This is a genomic window from Streptomyces sp. BK79 (assembly GCF_044142145.1).
Lineage (GTDB): Bacteria > Actinomycetota > Actinomycetes > Streptomycetales > Streptomycetaceae > Streptomyces.
This window is the reverse complement of record NZ_JBHVOC010000020.1, coordinates 144,610-164,738: the sequence shown is the minus strand read 5'-3', so window position 1 is coordinate 164,738 and position 20,129 is coordinate 144,610. Positions and strand designations below refer to the sequence as shown.

The following is a 20,129-nucleotide window of genomic DNA, read 5'->3' as shown; positions in this document are numbered from 1 at the left end:
GTATGCCCACGTCTTCTCAGTCTTTTCAGCAGTCCGTCATCGACGAGTTCCGTGCCAACGGGGGGAAGGTCGGCGGTCCCTTCGAAGGCGGGGACCTGCTTCTGCTGACCACCACGGGTGCCCGGGCGGGGGCCTCGCGGACCACGCCGCTCGGTTATGTCCGGCACGGGGAAACGCTCCTCGTGGTCGGGTCCAACCTCGGCGGCCCGCGGCACCCCGGCTGGTACCACAACCTGCTCGCCCATCCCGTCGTACAAGTGGAGGTCGGTACCTCGAGCTTCGAGGCGCTCGCCGTTCCTGCCGAGGGAGCGCGGCGCGAGGAGTTGTTCGCGTACGTCGTGCGGGCCGTGCCCGGGTACGGCGGCTACCAGGAACGGACCCGGCGGGTCCTGCCGGTCGTGGTGCTGGAGCGGGCCGAGCCCGAGGGGTGGGAGGGGCCCGGAGAAGTCCGGACGCTCGCCGACAAGCTCCTGGAGGTCCACACCTGGCTGCGGGGGCAGTTGCGGCAGGTTCGGGCCGAGACCGACGCGCACTTCGCGTCCCGGGGGGCCGGTACGCCGCCGGATCTCGGGTTGCAGATCCGGCAGCGTTGCCTCGCGTTCTGCCAGGCGCTGGAGTTCCATCACATGAGCGAGGACGGGCACCTGTTCCCCGGGATCGCCCGGCACCACCCCCACCTCACCGACGTCTTCGAGCGGCTCGCCGACGAGCACCGCACGGTCGCCCGCATCCAGGGCGAGTTGGCGACCCTGCTGGGCGGTATCGCCATCGCCGATCCGTTGCGCTTCCGGAGGGAATTGGCAGAGATGTCCGCCCAGCTCAACGCGCACCTGGAGTACGAGGAGGGGGTCCTGCTTCCGTTGCTGGCCGATGTGCCGTGGCCGCCGGTCGCGCCTCCTGCCGCGCCTCCTGCCGCGCCCTAGTGGTGCCAGGCCTGGCCGCCCGTGTTGTGGATGAAGCGCTGGAGGACCTTCATGGTGGTCAGGTACTCCTCGTCGGAGATGCCGGCGTGGCGTTCCGTCCACAGGTCGGACTGGAGGGCGGCGGCCTTCTCGTAGAAGGCGGTGCCCTCGGGGGTGAGGGTCAGGTGGCCGTCGGGGTGTTCGGTGACCCAGCCCGCGGTGACGGTCGCGTCGATCTCCGCGTCCATGGCCTCCGGGCCCGTGTCGAGGTAGTTCCGCAGGATGCGGGAGACCTCGTCGCGGGTCTTCGGGGTCTCGGCGTGGGCGGCCTGGTTGAGGACCCACCACTGCGGCTGGGTCGTGCCGATCTCGGCGAGGGCGGCCCGGGTGCGGGTGACGACGGCCTTGTAGGCGGCCCAGCTCCAGTAGCCGATGGGCTGCCGGATCAGTTCGGCGTCGGTGTGCGTGTACTGCGTGGCCTGCATGGTCACTCCCTCGTCCGGTGGGTACGAGAGCGACCGTAGAAGCTCGACCAAACTTGAGGTCAAGCGTCGTTCCGGGCCGACTCCGCGTCGGCAAAGGCACGGGAGGGGCGGGCGTAGCGTAGGTGGTATGTCGACGTACGGATCCTTTCCCGGTACGCGGCCCCGGCGGCTGCGGAGCACTCCTGTCATGCGTCGGATGGTGGCCGAGACCCGGCTGCATCCCGCCGACTTCATCCTCCCGGCCTTCGTACGCGAGGGCGTGAGCGAGCCGGTGCCGATCGCGGCGATGCCCGGGGTCGTGCAGCACACCCGGGACTCGCTGAAGAAGGCCGCCGCGGAGGCGGTCGAGGCGGGGATCTCCGGGATCATGCTCTTCGGTGTGCCGGAGGAGGAGAAGAAGGACGCCCTCGGGACCACCGGTACGGACCCGGACGGCATCCTCCAGGTGGCGCTGCGGGACGTGCGGGCCGAGGTCGGCGACGACCTGCTCGTCATGTCCGACCTGTGTCTCGACGAGTTCACCGACCACGGGCACTGCGGGGTGCTGGACGCCCAGGGGCGGGTCGACAACGACGCCACCCTGGAGCGGTACGCCGAGATGGCGCAGGTCCAGGCCGACGCGGGCGCCCATGTGGTGGGGCCCAGCGGGATGATGGACGGTCAGATCGGGGTCGTCCGGGACGCTCTCGACCAGATCGGGCGGGAGGACGTCGCCATCCTCGCCTACACCGTCAAGTACGCGTCCGCCTTCTACGGGCCCTTCCGGGAGGCCGTCGGCTCCTCGCTGAAGGGGGACCGGAAGACCTACCAGCAGGACTCCGCCAACACGCGGGACGCGATGCGGGAGCTGGCCCTCGACCTGGAGGAGGGCGCCGACATGGTGATGGTCAAGCCGGCCGGCCCCTACCTCGACATCCTGTCCCAGGTCGCCGAGGCCGCGGACGTGCCCGTCGCCGCCTACCAGATCTCCGGGGAGTACTCGATGATCGAGGCCGCCGCCGAGAAGGGCTGGATCGACCGCGACCGCGCCATCCTGGAGTCGCTCACCGGCATCAAGCGGGCCGGCGCGCGCAACATCCTGACCTACTGGGCCACCGAGGTCGCTCGCACGCTGCGCTGAGCGACCTCGCCCGGTGTTTCGCGCAGGGGGTCCGGGGACCCCTTCAGTAGCTGAGGGCGTCGTCCATGCCGGCCTGCCAGTAGGTGACCGTCAGGGCGGTGTCGACGTGGACGCCGCCGGCGGGCAGGGCGACGGTGGCGATGGAGCCGTCCTCGAAGGGGATGGTGAGGGTCTTCGCCTGGTAGCCGTTCTCGCCGCTGCCGTCGGCGGCCGACAGCAGCACACCGGCGTAGCCGGACTTGCCGGGCTCGACGCCGGTCAGCGACTGCGGCTTGGTCGACTCCGCGACCGGCGGCACGGACTGGGCCTCACCGAAGCGCGCCGCCGGGTACTGCGGGAGCATGCAGGTCTTCGAGCCGGTGTTGGTGGCGGTCAGCAGCAGGTGGTTGAGGGGGCGGGACACCTCCGTGGCGGTGATCCTCACGTCCGACGCGGAGCACTTGCCGGGCATGCCCTCGTCGTCCTGGCCGCCGCCGCCGCCGCCGTCCCGGGCGCCGGAGCCGCCGGCCGAGGTGCCCTTTCCGGCGGAGCCGGAGGAGCCGGCCGAACCCGAGTCGGAGGAACCGGAACCGGAGCCGGACGAACCGGCGGAGCCGTTGGCGTCCGTTCCCGAGCCCGAGCCCGAGCCCGTCGTGCCGGACGAGCCCTTGTCGCCGCCCGTGGAGGAGGCGCCCTGGGAGGGGGTGGCCTGTCCCGTGGCCGTCGCGGAGGAGGACGGGGCGCTCTCGGCGCCCGTGTCCGTACCGTTCTCACAGGCCGTGAGGGCGAGGGCGGCCAGCGCGACCGTGGTGGCGGCGAACAGGCGGGTGCGGCGGGTGGTGCGTGCGGACATGAGAGGTCCCCTTCGGGTGGAGTCGTGGTGAGCCGCTCGACCGTTCGGCGGGAGCGGCTGCTTGGATGACCACAGCTTGGGTCCCGGTCCGTCCCGCCCGCCAGCGGTGCCGTGACATGCGGGACAATGGGACGCGGGGAACGGCTCTGACCTGGTGAAACGTCATCCATCTGGGATGCGCTGCGGGGATGCGGGAGAGGGAGAAACGGTGGCGGGGGACAACTTCACGGAACTGCTGCGGGAGCTCAAGGAGCGGTCCGGGCTGAGTTACGGGGCACTGGGCAAGCGGCTGCACATGAGTGCGTCGACGCTTCACCGGTACGTCAGCGGGGAGGTCGTACCCACGGAGTTCGCCCCCGTCGAACGCCTCGCCCGCGTGTGCCGGGCGACGCCCGAGGAACTGCTCGAACTGCACCGCCGCTGGATCCGCGCGGACGCGCTGCGGGGCGTCAAGAAGGCGGGCGAGGCGGGCGAGGCGGAGGGGCCGGGGGAGCACTCCGAGCCGGGCGGGCACCCGGAGTCGGGCAAGGGCCGGGGGTCGGGTGACACCTCGGAGCAGGGCAGGAGCCCGGAGCCGGGGAAGGCTCCGCAGCCGGGGGAGGCCCCGGAGCCGGCCGAGCCCCGGGAGCCCGGTGAGGCCCGGGAGCCCGCCGAAAGCCAAGAGCGCGCCGAGGCCCGGGAGCCGGGCGAGGCACTCAAGTCGACGGGGGCGGTGGGGGCCGCCGACTCCGTCCTGGTGGCCGACGCGGCCCCCGTGTCCCCCGCGTCCCGCGCGCCACGCCGCCGGGTGCCGCGGGCCGCCCTGTACGCCGCGACCGGTGTCGTCGCCGTCAGTGCCGCCGTGGCGCTCGTGGCGAACCTCGTGTCGGGTACGGACGGCGACGGCCGGCACGGGCCGGCCGGCGCCGTGGCGCCCACCTCCGCGCCGGTTTCCCGGAGCGCCGCCAGCACCGGGGCGGCGTCCCCGAGCGGGAGCGCCTCCGCGTCGGCGTCCGCCTCCCCGTCCCCGTCCGCGCCCCGTTCGGCGTCCGCTTCCGCGCCGCGGCCCGGCGCCGCGGCCTCGCCGAGCCGCCGCGCACCCGCCGCCGCCGGACCCGCGCTCGCCGTCTCGACCACCCCGTACTTCTGGGACGTCCCCTGCGACCACGCCTTCCTGGTCGACCGGAGCCCGAAGAGCGTGCTGCCGCCGCCGGCCCAGCAGGACTCGGTCGGCTGGGCCACCGCGTACGGCGCGGTCTCCGCGAACCGGCAGACGGTCGTCCTCACCGTGCAGGGCACCGGCCCGGAGACCGTCGTCCTGGAGGACCTGCACGTGCGGGTGGTGAACAGCATGCCGCCGCTGGACTGGAACCAGTACGTGATGGGCAACGGCTGCGGCGGCCAGGTGGACGTCGCGGCCTTCGACGTCGCGCTCGACCTCGGCAAGCCCCTCGCGATGCCGATCGGGGGACAGCGGGACTTCCCCTACTCGGTCAGCGAGTCCGACCCCGAGGTCTTCCACGTCAACGCGCACACCAGCGGCCACGACGTGAGCTGGTACCTGGAGCTGGAGTGGTCGAGCGGCGGCCGGGAGGGCACGGTGCGCGTCGACGACCACGGCCGCCCGTTCCGTACCAGCGCCTCCAAGGACGACTCCTACTACGCGTATCCGCTGGGCAGTGACGCCTGGGAGCTGGTGCCGGGCGAGTGATCCGGGCGGGGCGGGGTCGGGCGGGGCGGGGTCGGGCGGGCACTGTCAACTGGGCCGGGACGTTGGGTTGTTGACCAGACAGCGGTTCGTTCGTCAGGAGACGCCATGCCCGGTGACGCCCTCAGCCAGGACCCCGCGGAGCTGAGAAGGAGGATCGACAGCAGCAAGGCGCATCCGGCCCGCGTCTACGACGTCTTCCTCGGCGGCAAGGACCACTACCCGGCCGACCGCGACGCGGCCGCCGCCGGGCTCGCCGCCAACCCTCGCGGGTACCTCGACGTACGGCACAACCGGGACTTCCTGCGCCGCGCCGTCACCACGCTCGCCGGGGAGCACGGCATCCGGCAGTTCCTCGACATCGGCACCGGCCTGCCGACCGCCGAGAACGTGCACCAGATCGCCCAGCGCATCGCCCCCGAGTCGCGCGTGGTCTACGTCGACAACGACCCGGTCGTCCTCACCCACGCCCGGGCCCTGCTCACCAGCGGCCCGGAGGGACGGACGGACTACATCGACGCCGACCTCAAGAGCCCGGCGCGCATCCTCGAACAGGCCGCGCGGACCCTCGACTTCGAGCGGCCCGTCGCCCTCTGCCTGGTCGCCATCCTGCACTTCGTCGAGGACGAGGAGGCGTACCCGATCGTCCGCGAGCTGATGGACGCGCTGCCCGGCGGCAGCCGGCTGGTCCTCACCCACCTCACCGAGGACCTCAACCCCGACAGCATCCGCGCGGTCCAGCGGACGTACACCGAGCGGGGGTTCACCTTCGTGCTGCGCTCCCGCAAGGACGTCGAGCGCTTCTTCACCGAGACCGGACTGGAACTCGCCGAGCCGGGTGTCGTCCCGGTGCACCACTGGCGCCCGGACCACGCGGCCCCGGTGCCCGAGCAGCCCGAGGAGTCCTACCTGGCGGGCCTGGAGGACATCGAGAAGGTCCGGTACAAGGACATCGACGACGTCACGGACGCCGACATCAACGTGTACGGAGGGGTGGCCGTCAAGGGGTGACCGCGGGTGCGGTGGGCGTCGGCGGTCGTACGGGTGCCGTACGGGTGTCCGGATCGCGGAAAGGCGCCTGTAGACGCCACGTACCTGCCTAGGGTGCGGGCATGACCGTGACCGAGAACGCCCCCGCACCCTCCGCCCCCCTGCCGCCGCTCGCCGCGCGGACCCGGTCGACCGGGGGTTCGCCGGTACGGGACATCCTCGCCGTCACCGCCCGCCCCGAGGTGATCAACTTCGCGGGCGGGCTGCCGGCGCCGGAGCTGTTCGACGCGGAGGGCATCGCGGCCGCCTTCCACGCCGTCCTCACCGAGGCGCCCGCGCGGGCGCTCCAGTACTCCACCACCGAGGGCGAGCCCGCTCTGCGCGCGGCGCTCGCCGCCCGCACCTCCGCGCGCGGGCTGGACACGGACGCCGACGACCTCCTCGTCACCACCGGCTCGCAGCAGGCGCTGTCGCTGCTCGCCACCGCCCTGGTCGAGCCCGGGGACACCGTCCTGGTCGAGAGCCCCTGCTACCTGGCCGCGCTCCAGGCCTTCGGCTTCGCGGGCGCCCGCGTCGTCGCCGTGCCCGGTGACGAGGACGGGATGGACCCGGCGGCACTGGAGGAACTGGTGGTGCGCGAGCGCCCCAAGCTGCTCTACACCGTCCCCACCTTCTCCAACCCCACGGGCCGCACCCTGCCCGCCGCCCGCCGCGCCGCCGTGGCCACGATCGCCGGCCGGCACGGACTGTGGATCGTCGAGGACGACCCGTACGGGGAGCTGCGCTTCGAGGGCGAGCGGGTGCCGTGGATCGCCTCGTACGACGGCGCCCGGGACCGCACCGTGCTGCTGGGATCCTTCTCCAAGGTCATGGCGCCCGGTCTGCGGCTCGGCTGGCTGCGGGCCCCCGCCGCGCTGCGCCGCGCCTGCGCGGTCGCCAAGCAGGCCGCCGACCTGCACACCCCGACCGTCAACCAGCTCGCCGCCGCCCGCTACCTGGCCGGCACCGACCTCGACGCCCACGTCGCGCGCGTCGCCCGGGCCTACGGCGCACGCCGGGACGCCCTGCTCGCGGGCCTGCCGGAGGCGCTCCCGGCGGGGTCGCGGTGGACCCGTCCGGAGGGCGGCATGTTCGTGTGGGCGCGGCTGCCGGAGCGGTACGACACCACGGCCCTGCTGCCCCAGGTGGTCCGGCACGACGTGGCGTACGTCCCCGGCGCCCCTTTCTACGCCGGTGAGCCCGACCGGGCCACCCTGCGGCTGTGCTTCGTCACGCAGACGCCGGACGAGATCGCGGAAGGGCTGCGGCGGCTGGGGCAGGCGCTGCGGGCGGCGCAGGTCCCGGCCGGGGCCTCCGGCCCGAGCGGGTCGTAGGTCCCCGTCCTAGGTCGAAAAGCCGAGGGCGGGGGCGGCGCGTCGGCACGTACGGTGAAGCCATGTCTGACAGCGCACGGACGACGACGCGGACCCTCGACCTCGACGCGTACCTCGACCGGATCGGCTGGGCGGGGGAGCGGCGGCCGGACGCCGCCACGCTGCGCGGCCTGCACCTGGCCCACCTGCGGGCCGTCCCGTTCGAGAACCTCGACGCGCTCACCGGCTCGGCCCCTTCCCTGGACCTCGCCGACCTGACGGCCAAGCTGGTCCACGGCCGCCGCCGCGGCGGCTACTGCTACGAGCACAACACCCTGTTCGCGGCGGCCCTGGAGGCGCTGGGGTTCCGGGTGACCCGGCTGGCCGCGCGCGTCGTCGTCGGCGCGGACCGCTTCGAGGACCGCCCGCGCACGCACATGGCCCTGCTGGCCGAGGCCCCCGGCGATCCCCGGCCGTACCTGGCCGACGTCGGGTTCGGCGCCATCGGCTCGCTGCTGGAACCGGTGCCGCTGACGGCGGACACGGAGTTCCACGACGCCGGGCGCCGGCACCGGCTCGCGCACGCACCGCACGCGGGTCCGCTGGAGCTGTGGGTGCTGGAGGCGTACGAGGACCGCGGAGAGCGGCCGGGGAGCGGCTGGGTGGCGCAGTACGCCTTCACCCTGGAGCCGTTCGAGCGGCCCGACTACGAGGTCATCAACTGGCACGTCGCCACGAACCCGCGCTCCCCGTTCTCCCGGCGCCCCTACGTCCAGCGCCTCACACCGGACGGGCACCTGCTGCTCGACGGCGACCGCCTCACCGCCACCCGGGCCGACGGCACGGTCACCGAGCGGAAGCTGACGGACGAGGCGGAGGTGCGCCGGGTGCTCGCGCGGGACTTCGGCATCGACGCGCCCGAGGGACTGCGGCTGCCCGGCTGACGGCCTGCCCTCCGTACGGAACGTGCCGTACGGAGGGCAGGTCTCGCCGTGCTCAGAGGCGCTCGGGCGTCCGGATGCCCAGCAGGGCCATGCCCCGGTGCAGCGTGCGGGCGGTGACGTCGCACAGGAACAGGCGGTTCTCCACCTGCTCGGGCGACTCGGCCTTCAGCACCGGGCACTTGTCGTAGAACGACGTGTACAGGGACGCCAGCTGGTACAGGTACGCGGTCAGCTTGTGCGGGGCGTACTCCGCGGCCGCCTCGAAGACCGTGTTCCCGAACGCGTCCAGGTGCAGGCCCAGCGCCCGCTCCGCCTCGTGCAGGTCCAGCTCCGGGTGGGCGGCGGGGCGGACCTCGCCGGCCTTGCGGAGGATGGACCGGATCCGGGCGTAGGCGTACTGGAGGTAGACGGACGTGTCGCCGTTGAGCGAGACCATCTGGTCCAGGTCGAACTTGTAGTCGCGGTTCGGCGACGTCGACAGGTCCGCGTACTTCACGGCCCCGATGCCGACCTGCGCGGCCCGCTCCTGGATCTCGTCCTCGGTGAGGTCCCGCGCCTTCTCCCGGACCACCTCCGCGGCCCGCTGCACCGCCTCGTCCAGCAGGTCCTCCAGCCGCACCGTCTCGCCCTCACGCGTCTTGAACGGCTTGCCGTCCGCGCCGAGCACCGTGCCGTAGCCCATGTTGTGCGCGGTGACCTCGTCGTTCAGCCAGCCCGCCCGGCGGGCCGTCTCGAAGACCATCCTGAAGTGCAGCGACTGGCGCACGTCGACCACGTACAGCAGCGTGCTCGCGTGCAGGTCGGACACCCGATTGCGGATCGCGGTCAGGTCGGAAGCCGCGTAGCCGAAGCCGCCGTCGGCCTTCTGCACGATCAGCGGGACCGGCTGGTCGTCCTTGCCCCGGATCTCGTCGAAGAACACCACGAGCGCGCCCTCGGAGCGCACCGCGACGCCCATCTCCTCCAGGAGGCGGGCGGTCTCCGGCATGCCCTCGTTGTACGCGGACTCGCCGACGATCTCCTCGTCGCGGATCTCCATGTCGAGCTTCTCGAAGACGGAGTAGAAGTAGACCTTCGACTCCTCCACGAACTGCTGCCACAGCTCGAGGGTCTCCTTGTCGCCGGACTGGAGGGCGACGACCCGCCTGCGGGCCCGGTCCTTGAACTCCTCGTCCGAGTCGAAGAGCGCGCGCGACGCCTTGTAGACCCGGTTCAGGTTCGACATGGCCTGCCGGCCGTCGACGTCCTCCGGCGGGGCCAGCTCGCCGGGGTGCTCGACCAGGTACTGGATGAGCATGCCGAACTGGGTGCCCCAGTCGCCGATGTGGTGCCGGCCGATCGTCTTCTCGCCGGTGAAGTCGAGCATGCCGCGCAGGGCGTCGCCGATCACCGCGGAGCGCAGGTGGCCGACGTGCATCTCCTTCGCCACGTTCGGCTGGGCGTAGTCGACGACCGTGACGCCCGGGTTCTCCTTGAGCGGCACGCCGAGGCGCTCGCCGTCCGCGTACCGCGCGGCCAGGTTCTCGGTGATCGCGCGGTCGCCGATCGTGATGTTGAGGAAGCCCGGGCCGGAGACCTCGACGTCCTTGATCAGGCCGCCGGTGGTGAGGTGCGCGACGACCTCGGCCGCCAGCTCCCGCGGGTTCGCCTTGGACTTCTTGGCCAGGGCGAGGATGCCGTTGGCCTGGTAGTCCGCCCGGTCGCTTCGTCGCAGCAGCGGGTCCACGCCGGCGGCCTGAGGCCGGGTGGCCGTGAGCGCGGACGCGAGGTGCTGCTGGACGGAGTCGCTGAGGGACGTGACCGAGGCCATGGAGTGGTTCGCCGTTCTGCTCGGGGTTCCGGGAGTGAGGCTGTCTGTGACCGCATGAAGCTGTCTGCCGGCCGGCTGCATGAGGCTGTCTGCCGGCTACAGAAGCCGAGTATCCCACGCGGTGAAAAGCGGTTTTCGCGGATGCGGGCCGGGCTGGGAGAATGGAGCGGTCAGCCGTGCGACCGTACCGGCTGCTCAGCAGAACCTTCAGGGAAGAGGACGTGCCGATCGTGGCTCAGAGCACAGAGACCACCGACTGGGTCTCCCGTTTCGCGGACGAGGTCATCGCCGAGTCGGAGCGTCGTGCCCCGGGCAAACCTGTGGTCGTCGCGTCCGGACTCTCCCCGTCCGGCCCCATCCACCTGGGCAACCTGCGCGAGGTCATGACCCCGCACCTGGTCGCCGACGAGGTGCGCCGCCGGGGCCACCAGGTCCGGCACCTGATCTCCTGGGACGACTACGACCGCTACCGCAAGGTGCCGGCCGGGATCGCCGGCGTCGACGAGACGTGGGCCGAGCACATCGGCAAGCCGCTGACGTCCGTCCCGGCCCCGAAGGGCTCCGCGTACCCGAACTGGGCGGAGCACTTCAAGGCCGCCATGGTCGCCTCGCTCGCCGAGCTGGGCGTGGAGTTCGACGGGATCAGCCAGACCGAGCAGTACACCAACGGCGTCTACCGCGAGCAGATCCTGCACGCCATGCGGCACCGGCGGGACATCGACGCGATCCTCGACCAGTACCGCACCAAGAAGGCCCCGCCGAAGAAGCAGCAGCAGAAGCCCGTCGACGAGGCCGAGCTGGAGGCCGCCGAGGGCTCCGGCGCCGCCGCCGAGGACGACGGCAGCTCCGGCGCCGCCGGGTACTTCCCGTACAAGCCGTACTGCGGCAACTGCGAGAAGGACCTGACCACGGTCACCGCGTACGACGACGACTCCACCGAGCTGACCTACGCCTGCACCGCGTGCGGCTTCTCGGAGACGGTCCGGCTGAACGAGTTCAACCGCGGCAAGCTGGTCTGGAAGGTCGACTGGCCGATGCGCTGGGCGTACGAGGGCGTGATCTTCGAGCCGAGCGGTGTCGACCACTCGTCCCCCGGGTCGTCGTTCCAGGTCGGCGGGCAGATCGTCGGCATCTTCGACGGCAAGCAGCCCATCGGCCCGATGTACGCCTTCGTCGGCATCAGCGGCATGGCGAAGATGTCGTCGTCCAAGGGCGGGGTGCCCACCCCGGCCGACGCGCTCCAGATCATGGAGCCGCAGCTGCTGCGCTGGCTGTACGCCCGCCGCCGGCCCAACCAGTCCTTCAAGATCGCCTTCGACCAGGAGATCCAGCGGCTGTACGACGAGTGGGACCGCCTCGACGCCAAGGTCGCCGACGGCTCGGCCCTCCCGGCCGACGTCGCCGCCCACTCCCGCGCGGTGCGCACCGCCGCCGGTGAGCTGCCGACGACGCCCAGGCCGCTGCCGTACCGCACGCTCGCCTCGGTCGCCGACATCACCGCCGGCCACGAGGACCAGGCGCTGCGCATCCTCAGCGAACTGGACCCCGCCAACCCGCTGGCGGAGCTGGCGGAAGCCCGCCCCCGGTACGACAAGGCCGAGGCGTGGATCAACACCCACGTCCCCGCCGACCAGCGCACCATCGTGCGCGCGGAGCCGGACGCCGAGCTGCTGAAGTCGCTGGACGAGCAGGGCCGCGCCTCCCTGCGGCTGCTGCTCGACGGACTCGCCGACCACTGGTCCCTGGACGGGCTCACCCACCTCGTCTACGGCGTGCCCAAGGTCCAGGCCGGCTTCTCCGCCGACGCCACGCCCAAGGAGCTGCCGCCGGAGATCAAGACCGCCCAGCGGTCCTTCTTCGCGCTGCTCTACCACCTGCTCGTCGGCCGCGACACCGGCCCGCGCCTGCCCACGCTGCTGCTGGCGGTCGGGCAGGAGCGGGTGCGGACCCTGCTCGGGGAGTAGGCGAGCGATACGCGAAAGGGGGCCCTCCGCAGAAGGAGGGCCCCCTTTCGCGTTCTCCGCGCCCGCTACGCGATGTGCTCCTCCTGGAGCTCCCGGGTGTGGCGCTCGCTGAACACCTTCACCATGCGATCGGCCTCACGCGGAGCCAGCGGCACCCCGAAGGTCGCCTCCACGTCGTCCCTGAACTGGGCGGCCGTGGGGTAGCTGCCGTCGATCGACTTCCGGAAGACCGTGTAGTAGTCCTCCGGCGTCGGCGGCGGCTCGGCCATGCCGCCGCCCTCGCCCAGCTCGCGGGTGCGGGTCGGGCCGACCGGGATCGGGAAGCTGCCGGTCTCCTCGGGGGACGGCTCCTGGGGCGGCGGCTCGTGCGGTGGGGGCTCGTGCGGGGGCGGCTCCTCCTCGTACTGCTCCCGGTACTGCTCGGCCTGCCGCTGCTCCTCCGCCCAGAGGGCGTACTGCTCGGGGTCGGGGTCGAAGTCCGGGTCGTAACCGCCGTGGTACTCCACGGTCTGCGGGTCCCGGGCGTGCAGCCACGGGTTGCGGTCCTCGGCGGGCGCGTCCGGCTGCGGCCCCCGCTCCTCCCGCGGGGCGCCGGCCAGCTCGGGACGCCGCTCGGCCGGGGGCGCCGCCCGCGTGCCCTCGGCCCCCTGCGGGCCCTCGGTCTCCCGCGTGCCCTCGGTTTCCTGCGGCCGGGGCGCCGGCGGGAGCAGCGCCGGCTCGATGCCGGCCGCCGCCAGGCCGGCCGGGGCCGTCTGCGACAGCGGGACGCCGTAGCGGGCCAGGCGCAGCGGCATCAGGGACTCGACGGGGGCCTTGCGGCGCCAGCCGCGGCCGAACCGCGAGCGCAGCCGCGCCTGGTACACCAGGCGCTCCTGCTCCAGCTTGATCACCTGCTCGTAGGAGCGCAGCTCCCACAGCTTCATCCGGCGCCACAGCAGAAACGTGGGCCCCGGGGAGAGCAGCCAGCGGGTGAGGCGGACGCCCTCCATGTGCTTGTCGGCGGTGATGTCGGCGATCCGGCCGATCGCGTGCCGGGCGGCCTCGACCGAGACCACGAACAGGACGGGGATCACCCCGTGCATGCCGACGCCGAGGGGGTCGGGCCAGGCGGCGGCCCCGTTGAACGCGATCGTCGCCGCCGTCAGCAGCCACGCCGTCTGCCGCAGCAGCGGGAAGGGGATGCGGATCCAGGTCAGCAGCAGGTCCAGCGCCAGCAGCACGCAGATACCCGCGTCGATGCCGATCGGGAAGACGTAGCTGAAGTTCCCGAAGCCCTTCTGCAGCGCCAGTTCCCGCACCGCCGCGTACGATCCCGCGAAGCCGATCCCGGCGATGATGACGGCGCCGAAGACGACCATGCCGATGAGAACGCGATGCGTCCGTGTCAGCTCCAGTGGCGCGGCCACCCGTACTCCCCTCCCAGTGCGTGTCGTTGCGCGCAACAGAGTGGCACATGTGTACGGGGGACGGGTGGCCGGTGGGTCGATACGGTCCGTCAGCCCGTCTTCGACGTGGACTTGGAGGGCGACTTCGACCGCGTCGTGGAGTCCGAGCCCGAGCCCGAGTCCGCGTCCGAGCCCGAGTCCGAGTTCGAGCCGGACGCCGACGCCGACTTGGACGGCGAGGCGCCCGCCTTGCCGCCGCCGTTGGCCTTCGTCACCGCGGCCACCGCCTCCTTGGCCGCCTTCTGCGCGTCCTTCACCAGGTCGTCGGCGTCCGGCGTCTTGTCACCGGCCAGGCCCGCGCCGTTGTAGTCGACGGTGACGACGACGTTCTCGACGCGCGTCACGACCGTCTGCTGCTTGAAGGTGCCTTCCTTCTTCTTCAGGTCGTAGCGCACCACCGCCGCCTCGTCGCCCGTGCCGCTCAACGGCGTCGTCTTCAGGCTCTTGGCGCCCTGGGCGGCCTGCGCGTCCCCCAGCTGCTTCGTGTAGTAGTCCCGCGCCAGCTTGTCGCCGGCGCCGCGGTTCACGTCCGACTCGAAGCGCAGCATCGACACGCTCAGCCAGCGGAACTGCGAGCCGTCCACACCGTTGTCGTCGAGGCTGTCCCAGGAGCAACTGCCGCGCGTCGCCGTGTCGTTCGACGCGCCCTCCTTGCCGGAGTCCGCCTTCGGCACCAGGTCGTCCAGGGTCTTCTCCGACAGCACCGCACACGGTTCCGGAAGCTTCCGGTACGCCGCCGCCTGCACGGTCGGGGACGGACTCGCGGACGTGGAGGCGGAGGGCTTGTCCGCGGCCTTGTCCTTGCCGTCCTCGGAGCCGGAGTCCGAGGAGCAGCCGGCTGCCACCAGCATCACGGGGACGGCGGCCGCCGCGCAGACAAGGGCGCGGGGGAGACGCTTCACTCGCTTCGCCTGCTGGTCACGCTGGTCACGCTGGGCTCGTAGCTGCATGGTTCCTTCACTCATGGCACTCGTGGTTCCTGCGGTCGGAACGGGTCCGAGGGGTCACGGTACGCGGTGAAGAAATCGTGCGGTCCCGCATCGGACGCATCGCGCACGGCTGCCCCGGAGCCCGGACGGGGGTCAGCCGCTCAGTGAATCGTCCAGCTGGGAAGCGAGTTTCCGCGCCATGTCCTGCATTTCCTCGCTGTCCGGCACCACTCCGAGCGTCGCCGACTGCTCCGCGTACTCGATGGTCACCAGGACGTTCGACGTGCGGAACGCCACAGTCACCGTGCGCCGCTTCGCCGTCGAACCGGAGCTGTTCAGCGCGTCGTCCACGAACGCCTCGTCCCCCAGGTCGTCGAGGAGCCGGGGCTGGAGGTCGGCGGGGGTGACGCCGGTGGACGCGCCCGGCGAGGGTGCGGACGACGACGCGGAACCCGAGGGCGGGGCGGAGGAGGTGCCGCTCGGGCCGGTGGACGGCTCCCCGGCGGACGACTCCCCGGACGACGGGGTCCCGGACGGCGACGAGGACGGCGACGAGGACGCCGAGTCCGAGACGACCGGCTCGGGCAGGTCGGCCGCCTCCACGCGCTCCGCGAAGAGCTGCTCGGCCTGGCTGTCGTCGCTGACGGCGTTGTCGTAGGAGACGACCCGCTCGAAGTCGACGACGAGGTGGTTCGTCGCGTCCGCGGACTCCACCTTCCAACGGCAGCCCACCTTGCGGTCGCTGTCGTACGCCGGAGTCGCCTCGCCCGCGTACGCCTTCTCGCGCCGCGCCTCGTCCGGGATCTCCTGGATGCCGGGCAGCAGCGAGTCGAGCGCCTTGTCGCCGACCGCGCCGCAGGGCTCCGGGAGCGTGCGGTACCTGCCGGGCTCGGCCGCCTCGGTCGCCACCCCCGGCTGCCCCGGGTTGGAGTCGTCCGCGGTGGCGCCCTTCCCCGAGCCGCCGGTGCAGCCGGCCAGCAACGCCGCCAGGAGGGCGGCACCGCCGGGTACGTAGGCCTTCCGCTGCACGGTGCGGCTCCTCTCGCCGGTGTGGCTGTGGTCGGTACTCCAGTGTCCCCGCCGGTTATTCGGTTGCCGTACGGGGGCGTGCCCAGCAGACAATGTGTATCGCACGCGCCGCTGTGAACGCCGGTCGGTCGTCCCTTTGACTGCCCTTGGCGCCGGTTGTGCGCTTTGAGGCTTCTGCTTGTTTTCCGGGGGAATGAGGACGCTATGTCGTACGTGGAGATGCCGGGCGCGAAGGTGCCGATCCGGATGTGGACCGACCCGGCGACCGTCGAGGAGGGCGCGCTCCAGCAGCTGCGCAACGTCGCGACCCTGCCGTGGATCAAGGGCCTCGCCGTCATGCCGGACGTGCACTACGGCAAGGGCGCGACGGTCGGCTCCGTGATCGCGATGCGGGGCGCGGTGTGCCCGGCGGCGGTGGGCGTGGACATCGGCTGCGGGATGTCGGCGGTGAAGACGTCCCTGACGGCGAACGACCTCCCGGGCGACCTGTCGCGGCTGCGCTCGAAGATCGAGCAGGCGATCCCGGTGGGGCGGGGGATGCACGACAGCCCCGTCGACCCGGGCGGGTTCCACGGGCTGGCCACGGCCGGGTGGGACGACTTCTGGGGGCGGTTCGACGGGGTGGCGGAGGCGGTGCGGTTCCGGCAGGAGCGGGCGGTGAAGCAGATGGGCACGCTCGGCGGGGGCAATCACTTCGTTGAGGTATGTATAGATATGTCCGATTCCGTCTGGCTCATGCTCCACTCCGGTTCCCGCAACATCGGCAAGGAACTGGCCGAGCACCACATCGGCATCGCGCAGAAGCTCCCGCACAACCAGGGCCTGGTCGACCGCGACCTCGCGGTGTTCGTCGCGGACACCCCGCAGATGGCGGCGTACCGCAACGACCTGTTCTGGGCGCAGGAGTACGCGAAGTACAACCGCACCCTCATGATGGCGCTCCTCAAGGACGTGGTCCGCAAGGAGTTCAAGAAGGCCAAGCCGGTCTTCGAGCCGGAGATCAGCGCGCACCACAACTACGTGGCCGAGGAGCGCTACGACGGGATGGACCTGCTCGTGACCCGCAAGGGCGCGATCCGGGCCGGTTCCGGCGAGTACGGGATCATTCCCGGCTCCATGGGCACGGGTTCATACATCGTCAAGGGCCTCGGCAACGACAAGTCCTTCAACTCCGCCTCCCACGGCGCCGGCCGGCGCATGAGCCGCAACGCGGCCAAGCGCCGGTTCTCGACGAAGGACCTGGAGGAGCAGACGCGGGGCGTGGAGTGCCGCAAGGACTCCGGGGTCGTGGACGAGATCCCGGGCGCCTACAAGCCGATCGAGCAGGTCATCGATCAGCAGCGCGACCTCGTGGAGGTCGTGGCGAAGCTGAAGCAGGTCGTCTGCGTGAAGGGCTGACGCGGGTGAGACACCGGTGCGCCGGGGGGCCTACGCCTCCCGGTGCACCTTCGTGTTCGACGCCTGGGCGCGGGGGCGGACGACCAGGAGGTCGATGTTGACGTGGGCGGGGCGGGTGACCGCCCAGGCGATGGTGTCGGCGACGTCGTCGGCGGTCAGGGGGGCGGCGACGCCCTGGTAGACCTTGGCCGCCTTGTCCTCGTCGCCGCCGAAGCGGGTCAGGGCGAACTCGTCGGTCTTGACCATGCCGGGCGCGATCTCGATGACGCGGACCGGGCGGCCGACGATCTCCAGGCGCAGGGTCTCGGCGAGGACGTGCTCGGCGTGCTTGGCGGCGACGTAGCCCGCGCCGCCCTCGTAGGTGGCGAAGCCGGCGGTGGAGGAGACGACGACCACCGTGCCGTCGCCGCTCGCCTCCAGTTTGGGGAGCAGGGCCTGGGTGAGGTTGAGGGTGCCGATGACGTTCGTCTCGTACATGCGGCGCCAGTCGTCCGGGTCGCCGGTGGCCACCGGGTCGGCGCCGAGCGCGCCACCCGCGTTGTTGACGAGGACGCCGACGGTCTTGAAGGCCGAGGCGAACTCGTCGACGGCCGCGCGGTCGGTGACGTCCAGGGGGTACGCGGTCGCCTTGTGGCCGGCCGCCTGGATCTCCTCGGCCAGCGCCTCGATGCGGTCCTTGCGGCGGGCGGTGAGGACGACGCGGTAGCCGGCCGCGGCGAGCTGCCGGGCCGTGGCGGCGCCGATGCCGCTGCTCGCACCGGTGACGACGGCGATGCGGGAGGCGGCGGACGGGGCGGCTGCGGTGGCCATGGGCTGCTCCTGGGGTGTGCGCGGGGCGGTACGGCGGTCGCCGCCCAGGGTAGTCAGCCGCCGTTCCTCGGCGCCCACATGATCACGGCCATGCCCGCGAGGCAGACCAGGGCCCCGGTGATGTCCCAGCGGTCGGGGCGGTAGCCGTCGGCGACCACGCCCCACAGGATCGAGCCGGCCACGAAGATCCCGCCGTACGCGGCGAGAATGCGGCCGAAGTGGGCGTCGGGCTGGAAGGTGGCCACGAAGCCGTAGGCGCCGAGGGCGAGGACCCCGCCGGTGGCCCACAGCCAGCCGCGCTGTTCGCGCACGCCCTGCCAGACCAGCCAGGCGCCGCCGATCTCGAAGAGGGCGGCGACGACGAACAGGGCGGCGGAGCGGAGCACGAGCATGTGGGCAGCCTCGCACGGCGGTGACGTGGTCCTTCCGGGAGGCGGGGCGGAATAACGTCCGGGGGTCCACCGTTGGCGGGTATGGTTGAACAGTCAACAACTCGGAGGTTGAGCGACCATGCAGTTCGGCATCTTCACCGTCGGCGACGTCACGCCGGATCCGACCACGGGCCGTACGCCGACCGAGCGTGAGCGCATCAAGGCCATGGTCGCGATCGCGCTGAAGGCGGAGGAGGTCGGCCTGGACGTCTTCGCGACCGGTGAGCACCACAACCCGCCGTTCGTGCCCTCGTCGCCGACGACCATGCTCGGCTACATCGCGGCGCGCACCGAGCGGCTGATCCTGTCCACCTCCACGACCCTGATCACCACGAACGACCCGGTGAAGATCGCCGAGGACTTCGCGATGCTCCAGCACCTGGCCGACGGCCGGGTGGACCTGATGATGGGGCGCGGCAACACCGGCCCGGTCTACCCGTGGTTCGGCAAGGACATCCGCGAGGGCATCAACCTCGCCGTCGAGAACTACGCCCTGCTGCACCGCCTGTGGCGCGAGGACGTCGTGAACTGGCAGGGCAAGTTCCGCACCCCGCTCCAGGGCTTCACCTCCACCCCGCGTCCGCTGGACGGCGTCGCGCCGTTCGTCTGGCACGGCTCGATCCGCTCCCCGGAGATCGCCGAGCAGGCCGCGTACTACGGCGACGGCTTCTTCCACAACAACATCTTCTGGCCCGCCGACCACACCAAGCGGATGGTCGAGCTGTACCGCAACCGCTACGCCCACTACGGGCACGGCACCCCCGAGCAGGCGATCGTCGGCCTGGGCGGCCAGGTGTTCATGCGGAAGAACAGCCAGGACGCGGTGCGCGAGTTCCGCCCCTACTTCGACGTCGCCCCCGTCTACGGGCACGGCCCGTCGCTGGAGGACTTCACCGAGCAGACCCCGCTGACCGTCGGCTCGCCGCAGCAGGTGATCGAGAAGACCCTCGCCTTCCGGGACTACGCCGGTGACTACCAGCGCCAGCTGTTCCTGATGGACCACGCCGGGCTGCCCCTGAAGACCGTCCTGGAGCAGCTCGACCTGCTCGGCGAGGAGGTCGTGCCGGTACTGCGCGAGGAGTTCGCCAAGAACCGCCCGGCCACCGTGCCGGACGCGCCGAACCACGCATCGCTGCTGGCCGCCGCCCGCAAGGAGCACGCGGGCAAGGAAGGCAAGGAAGACAAGGAAGGGGTACGGGCATGAAGCTCGTCGTCGTCTCGGCGGGGCTGAGCGTCCCGTCCTCCACCCGGCTGCTCGCGGACCGGCTGGCCGCCGCCACGGCCGGCCGGTCCGGCGCCGACGTCCGGGTGGTCGAGCTGCGCGACCTCGCCGTGGAGATCGCGCACACCTTCACCAACGGCTTCCCGGGCCGGAACCTGTCCGCCGCCTTCGACGCGGTGCGCGCCGCGGATGGCCTGATCGTCGTCACGCCGGTGTTCTCGGCGTCGTACAGCGGCCTGTTCAAGTCGTTCTTCGACGCGCTCGGCGCGAGTGACGAGGGTGCGCTGGCCGGGAAGCCGGTACTGATCGCCGCGACCGGGGGTACGGCCCGGCACTCGCTGGTCCTGGAGCACGCGCTGCGTCCGCTCTTCGCCTACCTGAAGGCGGTCGTCGTCCCCACCGGCGTGTACGCCGCCTCGGAGGACTGGGGCGCCGAGGGCCTGGACGGGCGGATCGAGCGGGCCGCCGGGGAGCTGGCGGTGCTGATGGCCGGGCTGGCGGGGGTGGTCGACGGGGCCGCTGGGTCTGCCGGGGCTGTCGGGGCTGCTGGGTCTGTCGGGGCTGCTCGGTCCGTCGGGTCTGCCGGGTCCGCGGGGGCCGCCGGGATGGTGGGGTCCGTCGGGTCCGCCGGGGTGGCCGGCTCGGGGGCGGGGAGGGCCGCCCTGGACGCCGACGCGGTCGTGCCGTTCGAGGAGCGGCTCGCCGCGCTGCGGCCCGCCGGGTGAGATCTCGGTAAGAAGCCCGGCCGTCCGGTCGCGGGGCCCCTGGCCTTGGCAGAC

18 protein-coding genes are annotated in these 20,129 nt (G+C 72.1%); 10 read left to right on the top strand and 8 right to left on the bottom strand.

The window, feature by feature from the left end; all coding sequences use genetic code 11:
- Positions 1–2 precede the first annotated feature (2 nt).
- A complete protein-coding gene (locus ACFIF2_RS24625; RefSeq protein ID WP_395575403.1) occupies positions 3–923 on the top strand; it encodes a nitroreductase/quinone reductase family protein in 921 nt (306 codons plus the stop codon).
- Here ACFIF2_RS24625 and ACFIF2_RS24620 read toward each other — a convergent pair.
- Positions 920–1,387, bottom strand: a complete 468-nt coding sequence (locus ACFIF2_RS24620; RefSeq protein WP_395575402.1) for a MarR family winged helix-turn-helix transcriptional regulator — start codon at positions 1,385–1,387, stop codon at positions 920–922. The genes ACFIF2_RS24625 and ACFIF2_RS24620 overlap by 4 nt on opposite strands.
- Before the next feature lie 127 nt (positions 1,388–1,514).
- Here ACFIF2_RS24620 and hemB point away from each other — a divergent pair, with 127 nt between their 5' ends.
- A complete protein-coding gene (gene hemB / locus ACFIF2_RS24615; protein WP_395575401.1) occupies positions 1,515–2,507 on the top strand; it encodes a porphobilinogen synthase in 993 nt (330 codons plus the stop codon).
- A gap of 43 nt (positions 2,508–2,550) precedes the next feature.
- On the opposite strand, the gene ACFIF2_RS24610 is transcribed toward hemB, so the two are convergent.
- Positions 2,551–3,339, bottom strand: coding sequence for a DUF4232 domain-containing protein (locus ACFIF2_RS24610; RefSeq protein ID WP_395575400.1), 789 nt, complete (start codon positions 3,337–3,339; stop codon positions 2,551–2,553).
- A 208-nt stretch (positions 3,340–3,547) separates the two neighbouring features.
- On the opposite strand from ACFIF2_RS24610, the gene ACFIF2_RS24605 reads away from it, so the two are divergent.
- The 4 genes from ACFIF2_RS24605 (at position 3,548) to ACFIF2_RS24590 (ending at position 8,312) form a co-directional block, all read left to right on the top strand.
- Entirely contained in the window at positions 3,548–5,029 is a 1,482-nt protein-coding gene (locus ACFIF2_RS24605) for a helix-turn-helix domain-containing protein (protein WP_395575399.1), read from the top strand.
- A gap of 105 nt (positions 5,030–5,134) precedes the next feature.
- Entirely contained in the window at positions 5,135–6,037 is a 903-nt protein-coding gene (locus ACFIF2_RS24600; RefSeq protein WP_395575398.1) for an SAM-dependent methyltransferase, read from the top strand.
- A 101-nt stretch (positions 6,038–6,138) separates the two neighbouring features.
- Positions 6,139–7,389, top strand: coding sequence for a PLP-dependent aminotransferase family protein (locus ACFIF2_RS24595; protein ID WP_395575397.1), 1,251 nt, complete (start codon positions 6,139–6,141; stop codon positions 7,387–7,389).
- Between the two features lie 62 nt (positions 7,390–7,451).
- The gene (locus ACFIF2_RS24590) at positions 7,452–8,312 is read left to right on the top strand and encodes an arylamine N-acetyltransferase (RefSeq protein ID WP_395575396.1); all 861 of its coding nucleotides are present in this window, start codon (positions 7,452–7,454) and stop codon (positions 8,310–8,312) included.
- A 52-nt stretch (positions 8,313–8,364) separates the two neighbouring features.
- On the opposite strand, the gene argS is transcribed toward ACFIF2_RS24590, so the two are convergent.
- Positions 8,365–10,122 (bottom strand): arginine--tRNA ligase, encoded by a 1,758-nt coding sequence (gene argS / locus ACFIF2_RS24585; protein ID WP_395575395.1) that lies wholly within the window; start codon positions 10,120–10,122, stop codon positions 8,365–8,367.
- A 221-nt stretch (positions 10,123–10,343) separates the two neighbouring features.
- On the opposite strand from argS, the gene lysS reads away from it, so the two are divergent.
- Positions 10,344–12,086, top strand: coding sequence for a lysine--tRNA ligase (gene lysS, locus ACFIF2_RS24580; protein WP_395575394.1), 1,743 nt, complete (start codon positions 10,344–10,346; stop codon positions 12,084–12,086).
- Positions 12,087–12,151: 65 nt separating this feature from the next.
- Here the strand turns inward: lysS and ACFIF2_RS24575 are convergent, their stop codons facing one another.
- The 3 genes from ACFIF2_RS24575 to ACFIF2_RS24565 form a co-directional block, all read right to left on the bottom strand.
- Positions 12,152–13,492 carry a DUF2637 domain-containing protein gene (locus ACFIF2_RS24575; protein ID WP_395575393.1) on the bottom strand — a complete coding sequence of 447 codons (1,341 nt, stop codon included), beginning with the start codon at positions 13,490–13,492 and terminating at the stop codon, positions 12,152–12,154.
- An 89-nt stretch (positions 13,493–13,581) separates the two neighbouring features.
- Positions 13,582–14,496 (bottom strand): DUF3558 family protein, encoded by a 915-nt coding sequence (locus tag ACFIF2_RS24570; protein WP_395575392.1) that lies wholly within the window; start codon positions 14,494–14,496, stop codon positions 13,582–13,584.
- Between the two features lie 117 nt (positions 14,497–14,613).
- Positions 14,614–15,489, bottom strand: a complete 876-nt coding sequence (locus ACFIF2_RS24565; protein ID WP_395575391.1) for a DUF3558 domain-containing protein — start codon at positions 15,487–15,489, stop codon at positions 14,614–14,616.
- A 204-nt stretch (positions 15,490–15,693) separates the two neighbouring features.
- Between ACFIF2_RS24565 and ACFIF2_RS24560 the strand changes: the two genes are divergently transcribed.
- Positions 15,694–16,887 carry an RtcB family protein gene (locus tag ACFIF2_RS24560; protein WP_395575390.1) on the top strand — a complete coding sequence of 398 codons (1,194 nt, stop codon included), beginning with the start codon at positions 15,694–15,696 and terminating at the stop codon, positions 16,885–16,887.
- 30 nt (positions 16,888–16,917) lie between these two features.
- Here ACFIF2_RS24560 and ACFIF2_RS24555 read toward each other — a convergent pair whose 3' ends face one another.
- Complete coding sequence (locus ACFIF2_RS24555) at positions 16,918–17,697, bottom strand: SDR family NAD(P)-dependent oxidoreductase (protein ID WP_395575389.1); 780 nt, start codon at positions 17,695–17,697, stop codon at positions 16,918–16,920.
- 53 nt (positions 17,698–17,750) lie between these two features.
- Positions 17,751–18,089, bottom strand: coding sequence for a YnfA family protein (locus ACFIF2_RS24550; RefSeq protein ID WP_043372042.1), 339 nt, complete (start codon positions 18,087–18,089; stop codon positions 17,751–17,753).
- Positions 18,090–18,207: 118 nt separating this feature from the next.
- On the opposite strand from ACFIF2_RS24550, the gene ACFIF2_RS24545 reads away from it, so the two are divergent.
- Entirely contained in the window at positions 18,208–19,332 is a 1,125-nt protein-coding gene (locus tag ACFIF2_RS24545) for an LLM class flavin-dependent oxidoreductase (RefSeq protein WP_395575388.1), read from the top strand.
- Positions 19,329–20,075 (top strand): CE1759 family FMN reductase, encoded by a 747-nt coding sequence (locus ACFIF2_RS24540; protein ID WP_395575387.1) that lies wholly within the window; start codon positions 19,329–19,331, stop codon positions 20,073–20,075. The genes ACFIF2_RS24545 and ACFIF2_RS24540 overlap by 4 nt, the downstream gene beginning before the upstream one ends.
- The last annotated feature ends 54 nt before the right edge of the window (positions 20,076–20,129 follow it).

Bases quoted from the DNA above. Each gene is read 5' to 3' on its own strand.
- ACFIF2_RS24625 (WP_395575403.1), top strand. From the start codon at position 3: ATGCCCACGTCTTCTCAGTCTTTTCAGCAGTCCGTCATCGACGAGTTC.
- ACFIF2_RS24620 (WP_395575402.1), bottom strand. From the start codon at position 1,387: ATGCAGGCCACGCAGTACACGCACACCGACGCCGAACTGATCCGGCAG.
- hemB (WP_395575401.1), top strand. From the start codon at position 1,515: ATGTCGACGTACGGATCCTTTCCCGGTACGCGGCCCCGGCGGCTGCGG.
- ACFIF2_RS24610 (WP_395575400.1), bottom strand. From the start codon at position 3,339: ATGTCCGCACGCACCACCCGCCGCACCCGCCTGTTCGCCGCCACCACG.
- ACFIF2_RS24600 (WP_395575398.1), top strand. From the start codon at position 5,135: ATGCCCGGTGACGCCCTCAGCCAGGACCCCGCGGAGCTGAGAAGGAGG.
- ACFIF2_RS24595 (WP_395575397.1), top strand. From the start codon at position 6,139: ATGACCGTGACCGAGAACGCCCCCGCACCCTCCGCCCCCCTGCCGCCG.
- ACFIF2_RS24590 (WP_395575396.1), top strand. From the start codon at position 7,452: ATGTCTGACAGCGCACGGACGACGACGCGGACCCTCGACCTCGACGCG.
- argS (WP_395575395.1), bottom strand. From the start codon at position 10,122: ATGGCCTCGGTCACGTCCCTCAGCGACTCCGTCCAGCAGCACCTCGCG.
- ACFIF2_RS24570 (WP_395575392.1), bottom strand. From the start codon at position 14,496: ATGAGTGAAGGAACCATGCAGCTACGAGCCCAGCGTGACCAGCGTGAC.
- ACFIF2_RS24560 (WP_395575390.1), top strand. From the start codon at position 15,694: ATGTCGTACGTGGAGATGCCGGGCGCGAAGGTGCCGATCCGGATGTGG.
- ACFIF2_RS24555 (WP_395575389.1), bottom strand. From the start codon at position 17,697: ATGGCCACCGCAGCCGCCCCGTCCGCCGCCTCCCGCATCGCCGTCGTC.
- ACFIF2_RS24550 (WP_043372042.1), bottom strand. From the start codon at position 18,089: ATGCTCGTGCTCCGCTCCGCCGCCCTGTTCGTCGTCGCCGCCCTCTTC.
- ACFIF2_RS24545 (WP_395575388.1), top strand. From the start codon at position 18,208: ATGCAGTTCGGCATCTTCACCGTCGGCGACGTCACGCCGGATCCGACC.
- ACFIF2_RS24540 (WP_395575387.1), top strand. From the start codon at position 19,329: ATGAAGCTCGTCGTCGTCTCGGCGGGGCTGAGCGTCCCGTCCTCCACC.